Source organism: Streptomyces sp. NPDC008001 (genome assembly GCF_042958085.1).
Classification (GTDB): Bacteria; Actinomycetota; Actinomycetes; order Streptomycetales; family Streptomycetaceae; genus Streptomyces.
In genome coordinates, this window is sequence record NZ_JBIBIZ010000006.1 from 174310 (window position 1) to 190711 (window position 16402).

Sequence of the window (16402 nt, forward strand, 5' to 3'; positions counted from 1 at the left end):
ACAACGTTCAGTTCACCCTGGGAGGGCAACGTACTTAACGACGTTAAGGGGGGCGGATCGCATGGCCACGCCTGCATCCACCGACGCATCCGCTGACGCATCCACCGGTACATCCAGCGCCGTGTCCAGCGACGTATCCGGCGCCGCGTCCACCGATACCGAAGTCCTCATCGCCGGAGCCGGTCCCACCGGCCTCGTCCTCGCCATCGACCTGACCCGGCGCGGCATCCGCCACCGGCTCGTCGAGCGGGAGGGGCGCGGCTTCCCCGGCTCGCGCGGCACGGGCATCCAGCCGCGCACCCTTGAGGTGATGGACGATCTGGGGACCGTGGAGGCGCTGCTGGCCTCGGGCGGCCCCGTCCCGCCCGTGCAGTCGTGGGAGGGCACCGAGCGCGGGCGCGAGTGGGAGCTCGTGGAGCGCGGCGAGCCGTCGCCCGGCGTGCCTTACCCCGATGCGCTGATGTGCCCCCAGTGGCGCACGGTGGAGGTGCTGTACGAGCGCCTCGAAGCCCTCGGCGGCGGGGTGGAGTTCAACACCGCGCTGGCGGGTTTCACCCAGGCCGAGGACGGTTCCGGCGTCACGGCCGAGCTGCGGCACGCCGACGGCACGGTGGAGACGGTGCGGGCCGGATATCTCGTCGCGGCGGACGGCGGTCGCAGCACCGTCCGGAAGGCGCTCGGCGTGCCCTTCGAGGTCGAGGCCGTCGATGCCCGCGCGGCGCTGATCGCCGATGTGCGGATGTCCGGCTTCGAGCGGGCGGGGATCGACCGCGACCACTGGCACATGTGGCCCACGGCGCCCGGCGGGCTCTTGGGCCTGCGCCCGCTGGAGGGCATGCCGGACGCCGTCCAGATCATGGCCTTCTGGGCCGACGCCGCCTATGAGCCGACCCCGGAGCGCGACGCCACCCCCGAAGCGCTCACCCGGCTCATCACCGAGCGCACGGGGCTCACGGGCCTCGTGCCGGAGGAGGTCACCTGGGCCTCGGCCTTCCGGCCGAAGGCCGGCATGGCCGAGCACTTCCGTACCGGCCGGGTCTTCCTCGCCGGTGACGCCGCGCACATCCACTCCCCCGCCGGCGGTCAGGGCCTCAACACGAGCCTGCAGGACGCCTACAACCTCGGCTGGAAGCTGGGCGCCGTCCTGCGGCACGGCGCGCCCGACGCCCTGCTCGACACGTACGACGCCGAGCGGATGCAGGTGGCGGCCGACGTGCTGGCCCTGAGCACGCGCGTCCACTCCCAGGACCGGACCCTCGGCTTCGAGCGGGGCCTGTCGCGGCGCGGCAAGGAGACCCACCAGCTCTCCCTCCACTACCGCACGGGCCCACTGGCCCGCGAGCTGCGCCGGGATCTGCCGGAGGAGGCCCTCCAGGCGGGTGACCGGGCGCCCGACGCGCCCTGCACCGATGCCTCGGGCGCGCCCTTCAGCCTCTTCGACGCCTTCCGGGGCCCGCATTTCACCCTGCTGGACCTCACGGGGCCGGATGCGGGAGCGGGCGGGCCGGCCGCGGACGCGGTGGCGGATGCCGTGGCGGATGTGGAGTGGGTGCGTACGTACCGGGTCGGCGGGCCGGCGCCCGATCTGATCGACGCGGGCGGGCACGCCGCGGCGGCGTACGGCAAGGGGCTCTTCCTGGTCCGCCCGGACGGCTATGTCGGGCTGGCCACGGATGATCCGGCGGACATACGGGCGTATCTGGCGGAGGTGTCAGCGATACCGGTGGCGCCGGCGATACCTGCCTGAGCGGCGCCCGGGCGGTGCGGGGCCGGCAACCCCACTCCCGCCGCCCCGTTCAGGCACTCCGTTCGGGCGACCGGTTCAAGCGCTCCGTCCTGGCGCTCCTCAGGCGCCCCGCTCAGGCCCCGTCGTGATTCGTCGCCGAGCCCGCCGCCGGGACCTTGAGCGTGTAGTCGACGGAGACCGCGAACCGACCCGAGGAGCCGCGGATCTCCAGGGTGTGGTTGCCGGGGCGCAGCGGCTCCATCTGCACCCACAGCCCGCAGGCGTGGGTGCGGAAGGTGCCGCCGCCGTCGGTGAGCGGGTTGCCCTCCTCGGCCGTGACCCGTACGGGCGTGGCGTCGTAGCGCTCGGGCCGCAGGGGCTTGCCGTCGAGGGTGGCGGTGCCCTTGGCGGGGGCCATGAACTCGGAGCAGCCGGCCTGATCGCTCATCAGGTTCACGAGCGGGAAGGCCACGCGCCGGTTCGCGGGGACGGCGCAGGTGCGCTTGGCGCGTTCGCCGAAGGTGCCGGCCAGGAACCAGACGCCGCCCTTCTGGCCCTGGGCGCACATGCTGCCGTCCCGGTCCTCGACGGGGTTGGAGCCGCTGGGGCTGGAGGCCGCCCAGGTCCACCAGCGCCCCTGGAGGGCGGAGGCGCTGAGCGGGCCGGTCGCCGCGTCGGGGGCGGCGGTGGCGGTGCCGCCGCCGTTCGGGGTGCTCTTGGCATCCGCGTGTTTCGGGGAGGGTGTGCTCGCGCAGCCGGCGGCCAGCAGGGCGCCGCCGAGCAGCAGGGCGACAGGTCTTCCAATACGCATAGGCGCAGCCTAAGGTCCGGTATGTCCGGTGTTGCGGCAGCAACGCAGGACAGGCGGAGCAGCCACGGCCGAGAGGAGCAACGCACGCGCGGATCCGGTGGCGGCGCCGCCCCTCCCGGGTCGTACTCCTGGGCCCTGCTCCCGGGCCGCCCTCCGTGGCCGTACTCCTCCCGGACCGTACGGCCGGGTCAGAGGACCAGCGACAGCAGCAGGACGAGGACGAGCGAGACGACGGAGATCACGGTCTCCATCAGCGACCACGTCTTGACCGTCTGACCGACGTCCATGCCGAAGTACTCCTTCACCATCCAGAAGCCGGCGTCGTTGACGTGGCTGAAGAACAGCGAGCCGCCCCCGACGGCGAGCACGAGCAGCGCCGTGTGCGTCGTGCTCATCCCGGTGGCCAGCGGGGCGACGAGGCCCGCGGCCGAGATGGTGGCGACCGTGGCCGAGCCGGTGGCGAGCCGGATGCCGACCGCGATCAGCCAGGCCAGCAGCAGGGCCGAGACCGACCAGTCCTTGGAGAAGTCGAGGATCATCCGGCCGACGCCCACGTCGATGAGCGTCTGCTTGAAGCCGCCGCCCGCGCCGACGATCAGCAGGATGCCGGCGATGGGGGCGAGCGACTTCTCGACGGTCCCGGCGAGCCGGTCGCGGCCGAAGCCGGCGGCCCGGCCGAGGGTGAACAGCCCGACGAGGACGGCGGTGAGGAGGGCGATCAGCGGCGAGCCGATGACGTCGGCGATGCGCTGCACGTGGTCCTTGGGGTCGTCCACGACGATGTCCACGAGCGCCTTGGCGAGCATGAGGACGACCGGCAGCATGACGGTGGCGACGGTGACGCCGAAGCCGGGGCGGCGCTCCAGGTCGGCCGAGGGCCGCTGCGGTATCAGCTTCTCGGGCGGCGCGATGTCCACCCAGCGTGCGGCCACCCGCGAGAACAGCGGTCCGGCGATCACGGCGGTGGGCACGGCGACGAGCACGCCGAGGGCGAGGGTCACGCCGAGGTTCGCACCGATGGCGTCGATGGCCGCCAGCGGGCCGGGGTGCGGGGGCACCAGTCCGTGCATGACGGACAGCCCGGCGAGGGCGGGGATCCCGATCCGCATCAGGGAGTGGTTGCCCCGCTTGGCCACCAGCAGCACCACCGGGATCAGCAGCACGATCCCGACCTCGAAAAACAGCGGCAGCCCGATGACGCCCGCGATCAGCACGATCGCCCACGGCATCGCGCGCGGCCCGGCCTTCGCCAGGATCGTGTCGACGATCTGGTCGGCGCCGCCCGAGTCGGCGAGCAGCTTGCCGAGGATCGCGCCGAGTGCGATGAGGACGCCGACGCCCGCGACCGTCGACCCGAGCCCGGTGGTGAAGCTCGCTATGGCCTTGTCCAGCGGCGCGCCCGCCGCGGCGCCCAGCACCAGCGAGCCGATGGTCAGGGAGAGGAAGGCATGCAGCTTGAAGCGGGTGATGAGGAGGACGATGACGGCGATGCCGACGAGAACGGCGATCCCCAGCTGTGCGTGACCCGCCGAAGTGATCGGTCCGGCGGGGGCCGCGGCCAGCATCTCGACGCTGAGAGTGCTCACGGGGCTTCCTTGGAGGAGGTGGAGGGAGAGGGGGTGCTACTGCAGCTGCCTCAGGGCCCGGGCGGCCCGCTCGGCGATGACCTCCGGGCCGGGCTCGACGCCGGTCTCGACGCCCGCCTCGTCCGCTTCCAGCGGTTCGAGGGTCGCGAACTGGGAGTCCAGCAGCCTGGTGGTCATGAAGTGGCCCTTGCGGGCCGCCATGCGGCCGGCGATCAGCTCGCGGTCGCCGGTGAGGTGGAGGAAGACGAGCCCGGGCGCGGCCGCGCGCAGCCGGTCCCGGTAGGCCCGCTTGAGCGCGGAACAGCTGACGACCCCGCCGCGGCCCGCACGGCCCGCGGCCCACGCGCCGATGGCGTCGAGCCAGGGGGCCCGGTCGGCGTCGTCGAGGGGGGTCCCGGCGGACATCTTGGCGATGTTGGCGGCCGGGTGGAAGTCGTCCCCTTCGGCGTACGGAACCCCGAGGGCCTCCGCGACGAGCGGGCCGACGGTGGTCTTGCCGGTGCCGGCGACGCCCATCACGACGACGACGTGCGGGTATGCCGGGCGGCTGCTCATCAGGGCCTCACTGTGTTCGTCTTCGTTGACGGGGGTGTGGCCACACTGAAACGCATTACGTATGACATATTCAAGCCCCTGTGACTCAAACGTCATACTTAATTTGCCGACGGGCCGAACCGTAGGCTTGCCCCATGGAAAACCAGGGGCAGGGGCTGCACGCGCGCGTGCTGGAGTCCCTCGGGCCCGCGATCACGGCCGGCGCGTACCCGCCCGGCAGCGTCCTGCGCACCGACGAGCTGGAGCGGCGCTTCGACGTCTCGCGCACGGTCATCCGCGAGGCGATACGCGTCCTGGAGTCCATGCACCTGGTCGAGTCCCGGCGCCGGGTCGGCGTGACCGTCCGCCCCGCCGAGGAGTGGAACGTCTACGACCCGCAGGTCATCCGCTGGCGCCTGGCCGGCGCCGACCGGCCGCGCCAGCTGCGCTCCCTCACCGTGCTGCGCTCGGCCGTCGAGCCCGTCGCGGCCGGCCTCGCCGCCCGCCTCGCGACCGCCGAGCAGTGCGAGGAGCTCACGCGGCACGCCCTCGGCATGGTCGCCACCTCCCGCGGCCAGCAGCTCGCCGCCTATCTGGTCCACGACGTCGCCTTCCACCGGGTGATCCTGCGCGCCTCCGGCAACGAGATGTTCGCCCGGCTCGGCGACGTCGTCGCCGAGGTCCTCACCGGCCGCACGGAACACCAGGTGATGTTCACCGACCCCGACCCGGCCGCCGTCACCCTGCACGTCCGCGTCGCCGAGGCCGTACGGGAGCGGGACGCGGCCCGCGCCGAGGCCCTGACCCGCGAGATCACGGCGGGCGCGATGGCGGAGCTGGACATCCTCGCCCCGTGATTCCGTCACCTGTTCGCCCCGAACGTACCGGGCACGCCACAAAACAACAGAGGTGCGACAAAATGATCGCCACATCGAACGGTCATCCGTAGCCTGGCTGCATGCGCCACGAGCACGATCACTCAAGCGACCGGGATCGCGACGACCAGCCGCTCTTCATCCGCAAGCGCTACGGCACCCGGTGGGTCTACAACCACCGCAACCCCGTGGGCCTCGCCCTCATCGTGCTCACCCCTCTCCTCGCCATCGGCGCACTCCTGCTGATGACGCACGGCACGGGCCGCTAGCCGAGTACCGCCTCCGGCTCCGGCGCCGGCCCCGGCACGACGGGCTTGGCTCCGCGGGTCCAGACGATCTCCAGATCCGCGCGGCGCATCCGCCAGCCCTCCCCGGTCCGCACCAGCTCGTGGGACATCCGCCCGCCGGACTCGAACAGCTCACCGCTCGCCCGCAGGACGTGCGTGCTGAGCTGATTGCCCGTCACCGTGGCGCGGTCGCCGGTGAAGTCGATGTCGATCAGGTAGTTCGTCCCGAAGTGAACGGTGCGCTCGAAGAGCGCCATGGCCGAGGCAACCGCCCGCACCACCTCGGCGCGGCCACGGACCTCACCGGCCGGCGTCCGGGAGCCGGCGTCCTCGGTGAAGAACGCCCGGCCCCACTCCTCACCGAAGCCGCCTTCACCGAGTCCCCCTTCGTCGAGGGACCGGAGGTAGCGGTCCACCAGCTCGATGATCTCGGCGCGGTCGCTCAGGTGTCGCAGCTGCCGCTGCATCGTGTCGGTGTCCATGCCGTAGATCATGAATTCTCAAGCTTGGTTCAGATCAAGCGCTGGCAGCAACCGCATGTACGGCGGCCATGGACCACTGGGGTTCTGGCCTTGCCGACTGCCCCTGTGTGGAGGGCGGGGGTCAAGGCAGGCTGGCAGCAGGGGGAGGGGTGGGGGGTGCGGGTTCGGTGGCTTTTGCCTGGGGCGGGTGGGTAGCTGGGCGCCGTACTCGTGCCGTCACGGATGCAGGCGCGTGAGGAGACCTTGCGCATGGGTCTGGGCTGGCGGGGAGCTGGCTGCTGCCGCGATGCGTCTGGGCCCGTCGTGGGCGCTTCGCTCAGTTCCCCGCCGCGGTGGCTGAGCGGGCGAGTGCGGATGGGAGGAGACTGGCGGCTGGTGGGCCGCTCTCAGTACGGAAATCCACCGGCTGGGGCGTGGTCCTGGCGGATAACGGGGCTTTGTTTGCCCGCCGACGGCCTCAGCTGTCCCACCACCCCGACCCCACCCCACCAGCCCCCACTCAGGGAAAGCCGCCCGCTCAGCCACGACGGCGGCGAGCTGAGCGAAGCGCCCACGACGGGCGAAAGCACATCGCGGCAGCTGCCAGCTCCCCGCCAGCCCAGACCCATGCGCAAGGTCTCCTCACGCGCCCGCATCCGTGACGGCGGGAGTACGGCGACCAAGCACCCACCGAGCGACGGACACCCGACGGGGCCGCGCCCCCCACCCCTCTCCCCTGCTGCCAGCCTGTTCTGACCCGCACCCAACCTACGGATCTCAGCCCGCTCCCGCTCCCCCTTTGAGGGTGCGTATCAGTGCGCCGAGGGCAGGTGGGGCCACTCTCACCACGACGGCGGGGGCGTCGCTCTCGCGGAGGGCAACCACGTCCCCGATCTCGGCGACCTCCACGCAGTCGTTGTTGTCACCGGTCCCCGAGTAGGTGGACTTCTGCCAGGTGATCACGCGTACCTCCTCGTCCATGCCCTCGCATCATGGGGACTACGGGGTCGACGTCGCCGTCTTGAGGGCGCGTATCAGCACGCCCAGCGCGCGGGGGGTGGTCCGCACCACGGTGGCGGGGGCGTCGCTCTCGCGGAGGGCGATGGCGCCGCCGGTGGCGGCGGCTTCGACGCAGTCGTTGCCACCGTCGCCGGTTCCTGAATAAGTGGACTTCTGCCAGGTGATCATGCGTACCTCCTCTGGAGCCTTAGAGCTCGCGTGCGACCCGCAGGATGAAGTCACGTGACGGCGATGGGTCGAGTGCCACACCGGCCAGCTTGCTCCAGCGATTGCGGTACGTGGCAAGTTGTTCCTCGTCGTGGAAGAACAGGTTGCCGTGCATTTGATCCACCTGGACCGTATCGAAGGCGGCCACACGATCAGCCGCGTAGAGCATGGAGTACCCCATTCCCGCGAAGCCCTCGACCTCGAAGGGAAGCACCCGGATCGTGATGCCGGGACGGTCGAATGCTGCTAGCAGGAACTCCAGTTGGCCGCGCGCGACCTTGCGGTCACCCACCCTCATCCGCAGTGCGGCCTCGTGCACGATGACCGTGAGGGTCGGCGGACCGCTGCGTTCGAGCACCTGACGGCGCTGCAGCCGGAATTCGACGGCCGTGTCGAAATCGCACCGGTCGAGATCGCTCGCCACGTAGGAGAACAGAGCGCGCGCGTAGTCCTCAGTCTGCAGCAGCCCGGGAATGTTGACGACCTGCACGCTCCGCAGAGCACACGCATGCCATTCCAATTCGGCCAGGTCCAGTGCCGACTTCGGCATGCGCCCGCGATATCCCTCCCACCACCCCCGCGAACGCTCGGACGCCCACGAGACCAGAGCTTCCACGAGTACGGCGTCGCGCACGCCGTAGGTCCTCGCAAGGATGCGCGTCCGGTCGCCGCCCACCGCCGCGTTCCCCGCCTCGACGTGGGACAGCCAAGCCTGGTCGCGACCCACCGCCGCAGCAGCGTCCCGCGCCACAACGCCCGCCCGCTCGCGCAGCTTCCGCAGCTCGGCACCCAGCCGTTCCTGCCGCGCCGTGACGATGCTCCGCCTCGCCATGTCGTCCTCTTTCTCGCGCACTTGCGGCGCCAATGTGTCACAGCGGGCCCCGATGGGGCGAACTTCACGGGACAGGTTGCACAGTCCCAAACATGGCCCCTACGTTGAGTGTCGCGCAGCTCACACCGTGAGCTCATCCGCCCCGGAAGCGCACCGCCCCGCCCTGCCCCCACGCAGTGGCACTCACACGCGGCAATGACACCGGGCGCGAGGCCACTTCACCCCACCCCGCCGGAGGCGACATGCTGGTTCTGCCTGCCCCGAAGCACGTCCCTGCCACTCCCGAGATCGAACCGTTCGAATACCGCCTACGCGTGCCGAACGACGCGCGTGCCGTCCCCATCGCACGCGGCACCGTGCGGGCCGCGCTGGCGGCCCACGGGCTGGAGGAACTGGTCGGCCGGGCCGAGCTGCTGGCGTGCGAGCTGCTGACCAATGCCATCGTGCACACCACCGACGACGCGGAGCTCCGCGTCTCCTGGTCGCAGTGGGAAGTGCTGACGCTGACCGCGTGGGACACCGGCGTGCTCCCGCCGACGCCGCACGCGGCGCCTCACCCCTACGACGACGGCGGGCGCGGTCTCACGCTCCTCCGCTCACTCGCCGACAGCTGGGGTTACTTCTCCTCGCCCCATGGGTTCACGTGCCGCCAGTCCAAGGCCGTCTGGTGTTCGCTCACCCGTGGTCACACCGACCGGCCGCCGCTCGAACCAGCGCTCCTCCGCTTCCAGTTGGGCGGCAAGTGAGATGAGTCGCGGTTCGCTGTTCGCCGGGCCCAGGAGCTGGGCGCCGAGGGGGAGGCCGTCCCGCATCGTCAATCCGGCGGGGACGCTCATGCCCGGCCAGCCGAGGACGTTCCACGGCCACGAGTACGGGCAGGCAGCGATCATGAGGGCATCCGTGCGGCTGCTGTTCAGGCCGGCGAGTTCGCCGGTGCGCAGCGGCGGGACGGCGGTCGTCGGGGTCAGGACCACGTCGAAGCGGTTGAAGATCTCCCCGACGCGGCGCCGCAGGGGTTCCTCCGCGGCGCGGGCCACGCGCAGGACCCCGCCGCCCAGCAGCAGGCCGCCGCGGGCGTTCACCCGCGTACGGGCGTCCAGCAGGGCGCGGTCGGGGACGCGTCCCGCCCATTCGCGCACGCCGGACATGGAGCGGGGCACGAAGGTGAGCCCGATCAGTCCGTAGCGCGGCTCCTCTTCGACCACGTCGTGCCCGAGGGCCGCCAGCCGTTCCGCGATGCGGACGGTTGCGGCCCGGACTTCGGGGTCGAGCCGCTGGCGGGCGGCGGCGAAGGCGGGGCGCAGGGAGAGGGCGATCCGCAGCCGCCCGGGGTCGCGCCGCGCGGCCTCGAGGACGTCCGCGGGCGGCGGCCGGTGCAGGTCGCCGGCGTGGCTGCCGCTCGCGGCGTGGAGCAGCAGGGCGGCGTCGGCGACGGTACGGGCGAGAGGGCCGTGGCAGGTGATGCCGCGGAAGGCTTCCGGTTCGGGCCAGGTGGAGATGCGTCCCCGCTGCGGTTTGATGCCGACGAGGTGGGTCCAGGCGGCGGGGATGCGGATCGAACCGGCGCCGTCCGAACCGAGGGCGGCCGGTACGAGCCCGGCGGCGACGGCCGCCGCGGCGCCGCCCGAGGAGCCGCCGGGCGTGTGCTCCGTACTCCACGGGTTGCGGGTCACGCCGAAGGCGGGGCCTTCGGTGACCGGCCACTGCCCGAGCTCCGGCGTGTTCGTCTTGCCGACGATGACGGCGCCCGCGGCCCGCAGCCGCCGTACGGCCTCGCTGTCGGCCGTTTTCGGCGGAAAATCGCCTGCGCAGCCGAAGGCGGTGGGCTCGCCCGCGACGTCGGTGTCGTCCTTGACGGCCAGCGGGACGCCGAGCAGCGGGAGCCGCTCCCCCGCCGCCAGCCGCCGGTCGGCCGCGTCGGCCTCGGCGAGGGCGGCCTCGGCCCGTACGCGGCGGAAGGCGTTCAGATCGGGCTGCGTCTCCGCGATGCGGGTCAGGGAGCGCTCCACCAGCGCTCGTGAGGAGACGTCGCCTGCGGCGAGTGCCCGTACCTGTTCCGTCAGTCCACTGGCCGTCAGGTTCATTAAGTCGGCGTTGTCTGCCATCCGGTTCCTCCCCCGTAGCTCGGAGCCCTCCGCTCCGAATACCGTGAGTGCACCTCTGGCCTCATTTTGTACCCTTCCTCTGGCTTGGGGAGGCGAGAGTGACGTCATCTATGGCGTTGACGGACGAAATACGCGCACTGCACGCGGAGGAGGGGCGGCCGGCGGCGCTGGTCGGCCGGTTCCGCAGGACGGCGGTGCTGGTGCCGTCGGACGGTCAGGACGGTTTGTGGTCCGTGGAGTACGGCGGGATCCGGTGGATCTGCGCGTTCACGGACGAGACGGCGCTGGGCCGGTTCGCCCTCGCACAGGGCGCTGACGGATCGTCGGACTGGACCTACCGGACCGTTCTGGGGGCGCGGCTGCTGGATGTGGTCGTGCCGGGCGTGGGCGTGCCCGCGGGGGTGGCGCTCGACGTGGCGGGGCCGTATCCCGCGCTGTTCCCGCCGGTGGTGGGGATCGTCCCGGACGCGTACGCCGTGGATGCCGTCGATTCCGTGGACGTAGGCGAGGCTGTCGAGGGACAGGGCGCCGGCGCGTGAACGACGACCGTCTCGCCGCCGATGCCGCCGCCCTCGGCAACATCGCCAAGGGCATCAACGGCGCCATCGCCGAACTCAAGTCCCTCGGCAGCCCGGGTGAGGCGGCCGTGGGCCGCGGCTTCGACGAACTCGCCCTCAGCGGCGTGGAGCTGGGGCACGAGGGGCTGGCAGCGGCCTTCAAGACCTTCTGCGACCGGTGGGACTGGGGCGTCCGCGCCCTGGTCCAGGACGGCAGCCAGTTCGCCGAGCGGGTGGGGCTCGCCGCGGGTTACTACCACGAGCAGGACGCGTACATCAGGGACTCGTTCAAGGTCGGCGTGAACGCCGCGATGGGCAATCCGCACCTCATGGAGGAGGACGTCGAGAAGAAGTCCGTGAGCGAGGTCCTCGCCGACAACCCGGTCAACGACTTCCGTCACCCGGACTACAGCGAAGAATCGTTTCGCAAGGCGGACGAGAACAGCCGGCAGGTCTGGGCGAACACGCTGCGCGACGCCAGTACGGGTGCGGCGAACGGCTTCGGCAAGGGCCCGCTGGGTCACCAGGGCACGGAGGCGGCGAACAAGCTGGCCGACAAGCTGGACGGCGGTAGCGGTACCCCGGAGGGTCGCGGCTGATGGGCATCTGGGATCCGATCGACGCCGTCGGCGAGCTCGCCGAAAAGGGCATCAACAAGGTCGAGAAGAAGGCCGGCGAGGCCGTCGAGTGGGGCGCGGGCAAGGTCGCCAAGGGGCTCGACAAGATCGGCGCGCACGACGAGGCGCTCGCCGTCCGGTACCTGGGCAACCGTACGGCCTCGGGCCTCGGCGCGGAGATCAAGGAGGAGCAGCTCGGGCGGACGGAGAACCCGCTGGCCCTGGTCCACGGGGAGCCGTGGGGCATCGAGGCCGCCGCCAAGCACCTCCAGGCCTTCCACAAGGCGTTCGACACTGCCCATTCCGGTCTTCAGCGGGTGCACTCCGGCGAGTGGAAGGGCGTGGGCGCGCAGGGTTTCGACACCCACTTCGCGCCCGAGCCGAAGAAGTGGGCGCAGGCCGCCGACGCCTGCGAGAACGCCGCGAACGCGCTCTCGTCGTACGCGCACACCGTCCGCTGGGCGCAGGAGCAGGCACTGGAGGCGATCCGTCTCTACAAGCAGGGCAAGAAGGCGACGGAGAAGGCCGCCGAGGCCCACAACGCCAAGGTCGACGCGTACAACGCGAAGCTGAAGGAGGGCAAGGACCCGGGCGAGCGGCCGGGCGACTTCCACGACCCCGGCGCCGCCGACATCAAGGAGGCGCACCGCATCCTGGACGAGGCGCGCAAGCAGCGGAACACGGCGGCGGGCGAGGCCAAGTCGAAGATCGACAAGGCGGTCGCGGCGGCCCCGAAGGAGCCGGCCTTCCACACCCGCATGAAGGGCGACGTCCAGGACTTCGGCCGGGGCGCGCAGGTCGAGCTGCTCCACTTCGGCGGGGGCGTCTTCCGCGCGGGTACGGACCTGGTGAAGTTCGGGCGGAGCATGAATCCGCTGGACCCGTACAACGTCACCCACCCCGCCGAGTACGTCACCGGCATCAACAACACCGCTGCGGGCATCGTCTCCCTCGCGTCCCACCCGGAGCGCATTCCCGGCGCCCTGGTCGGCCCCGGCTGGGGCTCGGACCCCTCCGAGGCCGCGGGACGGCTCACCGGCAACTTCCTCCTCTCCCTCCCCAGCGGCGGCATCGCGGGGGCGGGGACGCGGTTCGGGGCGAGCGCGGTGCGGGAGGGGGCGGAGATCGGTGCGCGGTCGGCCGGACGGGCGGGGGCGCGGGCGGGGGAGGAGAGCGCGGCCCGGCGTGCGGCGCGGGAGAATCGGCAGGAGCCGAATCGCGACCCGCGGGACGTGGAAACCGGCAAGACGGACCCGGTGGACATCGCGACGGGCCGCATGTTCCTCCCCCAGACGGACGTCACACTCCCCGGAGCGCTCCCTCTCGTCTTCTCCCGGCACGTGAAGTCCGGCTACGTCTCCGGTCGGTGGTTCGGCCCGTCGTGGGCGAGCACCGTGGACCAGCGGCTGGAGATCGACGACGAGGGCGTGATCTTCGTCGACGAGCACGGGCGGCTGCTGGAGTACCCGCACCCGGTGGCGGGCGTGCCGACACTTCCGGCGAGGGGCCCGCGGTGGCCGCTGGCGATCGAAGCGGACGGTACGTACAGCGTGACCGACCCGGAGAGGGGCCACACGCGGCACTTCTCCGCGCACTCCCCGGCCGGCGACGGCGGCTCGGCTCTCCTGCACCAGCTGACCGACCGCAACGGCCACTGGATCACGTACGAGCACGATGCGAACGGCACTCCCACCGCGCTCTCCCATTCCGGCGGCTACCGCATCCGGATCACCACGGACGCGGGGGCCGGCCGCATCACCGCCCTGCACCTGGCGGACGGGACGGAGCTGGTTCGCTACGGCTACGACGAGGCCGGAAACCTCACGGAGACCTTCAACTCCTCCGGTCAGCCGCTGCGTTTCGGCTACGACGAGCGCGGCCGGGTGATCTCGTGGACGGACCGGAACGGCACGCACTACGCGTACGCGTACGACGACGAGGACCGCTGCGTCTTCGAGTCAGGGGCAGAGGGGCACATGCGGTGCACCCTCGAGTACGGACCCCTCGACCCGGCCAGCGGCCTGCGCGTCACCAAGGTGACCGACGCGCTGGGCCACACCACTGCCTACACGATCAACCGGCGTTCGCAGATCATCGCCGTCACCGACCCCTTGGGTGCCACGAGGCAGTCCACCTGGGACCGCCACAACCGTCTCCTTTCGCGCACGGATCCCCTGGGGCACAGGACGGAGTTCCGTTACGACGAGGAGGGGCGCCTGACCGACGTTTTCCGCCCGGACGGGAAACGGATTTCGGCCACCTACGACGCCCTCGGCCTGCCCGGGACAACGACCGGTGCGGAGGGAACGGTGTGGCGTCACGCGTACGACGCCGCCGGCAACCGCACGTCGACGACCGACCCTTCGGGCGCAGAGACGCGTTACGCGTACGACGCGTCGGGCCACATCACGTCGGTGACGGACGCCCTCGGCAACACCACCCGTATCACCTGCAACAGAGCGGGCCTTCCCGTCGAGGTCACCGACCCGCTCGGTGCCGTCACCAGCTACCGCCGGGATTCCTTCGGCCGCGTGACGACCGTCATTGACCCGCTCGGGTCCACGACGCGCCTGACGTGGACGGTGGAGGGTCGGCTCGCACGGCGCATCGCCGCGGACGGCGCCGAGGAACGATGGACGTACGACGGCGAGGGCAATTGCACGGCGCACACGGATGCGCTCGGCGGCGTCACACGCTACGAGTACGGACCGTTCGACGTCCTGACGGCGCAGACGGGCCCGGACGGCGTGCGCCACGAGTTCACGCACAACACGCAGCTGCAGCTGACACGGGTCACCAACCCGGAGGGCCTGACCTGGGACTACACGTACGACCCGGCGGGCCGGCCAGCCGCCGAGACCGACTTCGACGGCCGGACGCTGAGGTACGGACACAACGCGGCGGGACGGCTGGTGTCCCGTACGAACGGGCTGGGCGAGACGATCGCGTACGAGCACGACGTGCTGGGGCGTGTGGTGCGGAAGGATGCGGCAGGCTCGGTCACGACGTACGTGCACGACGCGGCAGGCCGGCTGATAGAGGCCTCCGGCCCGGACGCGACCGTCGTCTACGGCCGGGACCGCCTGGGCCGCGTGAAGTCGGAGACGGTGAACGGCCGGACGCTGACCTTCGCGTACGACGCGTTCGGGCGGCGGACGCGGCGGGTGACGCCGGGCGGGGCGGTGAGCACGTGGGCCTATGACGCGGCGGGGCGGCGCACGACGCTGACGGCGTCGGGGCAGGCCTTCGAGGTGGAGCACGACGCGACGGGCCGGGAGGTGGCGCGGCGTTTCGGGCAGGGACTGACGTTGTCATCGGCGTGGGACGCGGTGGGCCGCTTGGTCTCCCAGGGGCTGGAGGGTGCCGGGGCGGAGCTTCTCCAGCACCGCGCCTACACCTACCGCCGCGACGGCCACCTCACCGGCATCACGGACATCGCCACGGGCTCGCGCTCCTTCGACCTCGACGCGGTGGGCCGGGTCACGGCCGTCAGCGCGGCGGGCTGGCAGGAACGGTACGTCTACGACGAGGCGGGCAACGTCACGGAGGCGACGTGGCCGGCGGACCACCCGGGCGCGGAGGCGCAGGGCGCGCGCACGTACGCGGGGACGCTCATCGCCCGCGCGGGCGGGATCCGCTACGAGCACGACGCGCAGGGCCGGGTGGTGCTGCGGCAGAAGACCCGCCTCTCCCGCAAGCCGGACACGTGGCGCTACGAGTGGGACGCGGAGGACCGCCTGAGGGCGGTGGTGACCCCGGACGGCACGCGCTGGCGCTACACGTACGACCCGCTGGGCCGCCGCATCGCCAAGGAGCGCCTGACGGAGTCGGGCGAGGTCGCGGAACGCGTGGACTTCACGTGGGACGGCGCGACGCTCGCCGAACAGACCAGCACGGCCGCGGGGCTGCCGAACCCGGTCACGCTGACCTGGGACTACCAGGGCCTCCACCCGATATCCCAGACGGAACGCATCTCGGCAGCGGACGCGCCCCAACGCGAGGTGGACCGCCGCTTCTTCGCGATCGTGACGGACCTGGTCGGCACGCCCACGGAACTGGTCGACGAGACGGGCGAGGTCGCCTGGCGCACCCGCGCCACCCTCTGGGGCACGACGGCGTGGTCCCGCGACAGCACGACCTACACCCCCCTCCGCTTCCCCGGCCAGTACTTCGACCCGGAAACCGGCCTCCACTACAACTACCACCGCCACTACGACCCCGAATCAGCCCGCTACATATCCCCGGACCCCCTGGGCCTCGCCCCGGCCCCGAACCCGACGACGTATGTCGACAATCCCCATACGTGGTCGGATCCGCTGGGGCTAACCCCATATTCGCCGCAGATGGGGTATCGCGCACTCAAAGAAGGAGAGGATCCAGCCGTGGGACTTCATCGTCCCGGCGCAGATCCAAACGTCCAGCCATGGGAGCATGTAGTTGGCAACAACAATTCACCATGGATATCACTGACAACAGATCCGGACATTGCTTTCACCAAGTACGCAAACGGCGGCGAGAGCCCAATCGTCGCGGTGGACATCAACAGAATTAACTCCGAAACCATTAACGCGGCCGAACATCTCCCAACACCTCACGAGATGTTTGATTTCGCGAAAGATGCTTCACTGAGGGATCGTGAAATACTCGCCAAGCATTCCGTTCCCCCCGAAGCCATCCTCAAGGACTGGCCCGCCGGGACCAGCTGGGAGACAATAGAAAGAGACATAGAGGCAAATGGCTGGGGTTAGCCGGGAACAGAATCTCGCTTCATGGAATCAGGTGAA

14 protein-coding genes and 1 pseudogene are annotated in these 16402 nt (G+C 71.2%); 7 read left to right on the forward strand and 8 right to left on the reverse strand.

The window, feature by feature from the left end:
- Window positions 1-121 precede the first annotated feature (121 nt).
- Window positions 122-1747 (forward strand): FAD-dependent monooxygenase, encoded by a 1626-nt coding sequence (locus ACFZCD_RS17420; protein WP_391831620.1) that lies wholly within the window; start codon window positions 122-124, stop codon window positions 1745-1747.
- 112 nt (window positions 1748-1859) lie between these two features.
- Here ACFZCD_RS17420 and ACFZCD_RS17425 read toward each other — a convergent pair whose 3' ends face one another.
- The 3 genes from ACFZCD_RS17425 to ACFZCD_RS17435 all read right to left on the reverse strand — a co-directional run bounded on the left by ACFZCD_RS17425 (window position 1860) and on the right by ACFZCD_RS17435 (window position 4678).
- Complete coding sequence (locus ACFZCD_RS17425) at window positions 1860-2537, reverse strand: signal protein (protein WP_391831622.1); 678 nt, start codon at window positions 2535-2537, stop codon at window positions 1860-1862.
- A gap of 188 nt (window positions 2538-2725) precedes the next feature.
- Window positions 2726-4123 (reverse strand): gluconate:H+ symporter, encoded by a 1398-nt coding sequence (locus ACFZCD_RS17430; RefSeq protein WP_391831624.1) that lies wholly within the window; start codon window positions 4121-4123, stop codon window positions 2726-2728.
- A gap of 36 nt (window positions 4124-4159) precedes the next feature.
- A complete protein-coding gene (locus tag ACFZCD_RS17435; protein WP_391831626.1) occupies window positions 4160-4678 on the reverse strand; it encodes a gluconokinase in 519 nt (172 codons plus the stop codon).
- Between the two features lie 134 nt (window positions 4679-4812).
- Here ACFZCD_RS17435 and ACFZCD_RS17440 point away from each other — a divergent pair, with 134 nt between their 5' ends.
- Together ACFZCD_RS17440 and ACFZCD_RS17445 are read left to right on the forward strand one after the other, a co-directional pair.
- Window positions 4813-5514: a FadR/GntR family transcriptional regulator gene (locus ACFZCD_RS17440; RefSeq protein ID WP_391831628.1), complete on the forward strand. Its 702-nt coding sequence runs from the start codon at window positions 4813-4815 to the stop codon at window positions 5512-5514.
- Between the two features lie 101 nt (window positions 5515-5615).
- On the forward strand, window positions 5616-5801 hold the full coding sequence (locus ACFZCD_RS17445) for a hypothetical protein (protein WP_391831630.1): 186 nt from the start codon (window positions 5616-5618) through the stop codon (window positions 5799-5801).
- On the opposite strand, the gene ACFZCD_RS17450 is transcribed toward ACFZCD_RS17445, so the two are convergent.
- From ACFZCD_RS17450 to ACFZCD_RS17465, 4 genes are all read right to left on the reverse strand, one after another.
- Window positions 5798-6301, reverse strand: a complete 504-nt coding sequence (locus ACFZCD_RS17450) for a nuclear transport factor 2 family protein (RefSeq protein ID WP_391831632.1) — start codon at window positions 6299-6301, stop codon at window positions 5798-5800. The two genes, ACFZCD_RS17445 and ACFZCD_RS17450, sit on opposite strands and share 4 nt — an antisense overlap.
- 756 nt (window positions 6302-7057) lie before the next feature.
- Window positions 7058-7261, reverse strand: a complete 204-nt coding sequence (locus tag ACFZCD_RS17455; RefSeq protein WP_391831636.1) for a DUF397 domain-containing protein — start codon at window positions 7259-7261, stop codon at window positions 7058-7060.
- 18 nt (window positions 7262-7279) lie between these two features.
- On the reverse strand, window positions 7280-7468 hold the full coding sequence (locus ACFZCD_RS17460) for a DUF397 domain-containing protein (RefSeq protein WP_391831638.1): 189 nt from the start codon (window positions 7466-7468) through the stop codon (window positions 7280-7282).
- 19 nt (window positions 7469-7487) lie between these two features.
- Window positions 7488-8360 carry a DUF5753 domain-containing protein gene (locus ACFZCD_RS17465; RefSeq protein ID WP_391831640.1) on the reverse strand — a complete coding sequence of 291 codons (873 nt, stop codon included), beginning with the start codon at window positions 8358-8360 and terminating at the stop codon, window positions 7488-7490.
- Between the two features lie 221 nt (window positions 8361-8581).
- On the opposite strand from ACFZCD_RS17465, the pseudogene ACFZCD_RS17470 reads away from it, so the two are divergent.
- A pseudogene (locus tag ACFZCD_RS17470) lies at window positions 8582-8920 on the forward strand (ATP-binding protein); the annotation flags it as partial.
- A 15-nt stretch (window positions 8921-8935) separates the two neighbouring features.
- Here the strand turns inward: ACFZCD_RS17470 and ACFZCD_RS17475 are convergent.
- Window positions 8936-10444 (reverse strand): amidase, encoded by a 1509-nt coding sequence (locus ACFZCD_RS17475; RefSeq protein ID WP_391831642.1) that lies wholly within the window; start codon window positions 10442-10444, stop codon window positions 8936-8938.
- Between the two features lie 110 nt (window positions 10445-10554).
- Here ACFZCD_RS17475 and ACFZCD_RS17480 point away from each other — a divergent pair, with 110 nt between their 5' ends.
- Genes ACFZCD_RS17480 through ACFZCD_RS17490 form a run of 3 tightly spaced genes read left to right on the forward strand, consistent with a single transcriptional unit; the run spans window position 10555 to window position 16366 of the window.
- Window positions 10555-10983 (forward strand): hypothetical protein, encoded by a 429-nt coding sequence (locus ACFZCD_RS17480; RefSeq protein ID WP_391832244.1) that lies wholly within the window; start codon window positions 10555-10557, stop codon window positions 10981-10983.
- Entirely contained in the window at window positions 10980-11600 is a 621-nt protein-coding gene (locus ACFZCD_RS17485) for a hypothetical protein (RefSeq protein ID WP_391831644.1), read from the forward strand. The genes ACFZCD_RS17480 and ACFZCD_RS17485 overlap by 4 nt, the downstream gene beginning before the upstream one ends.
- Complete coding sequence (locus ACFZCD_RS17490; protein WP_391831646.1) at window positions 11600-16366, forward strand: putative T7SS-secreted protein; 4767 nt, start codon at window positions 11600-11602, stop codon at window positions 16364-16366. The genes ACFZCD_RS17485 and ACFZCD_RS17490 overlap by 1 nt, the downstream gene beginning before the upstream one ends.
- Window positions 16367-16402: the final 36 nt, after the last annotated feature.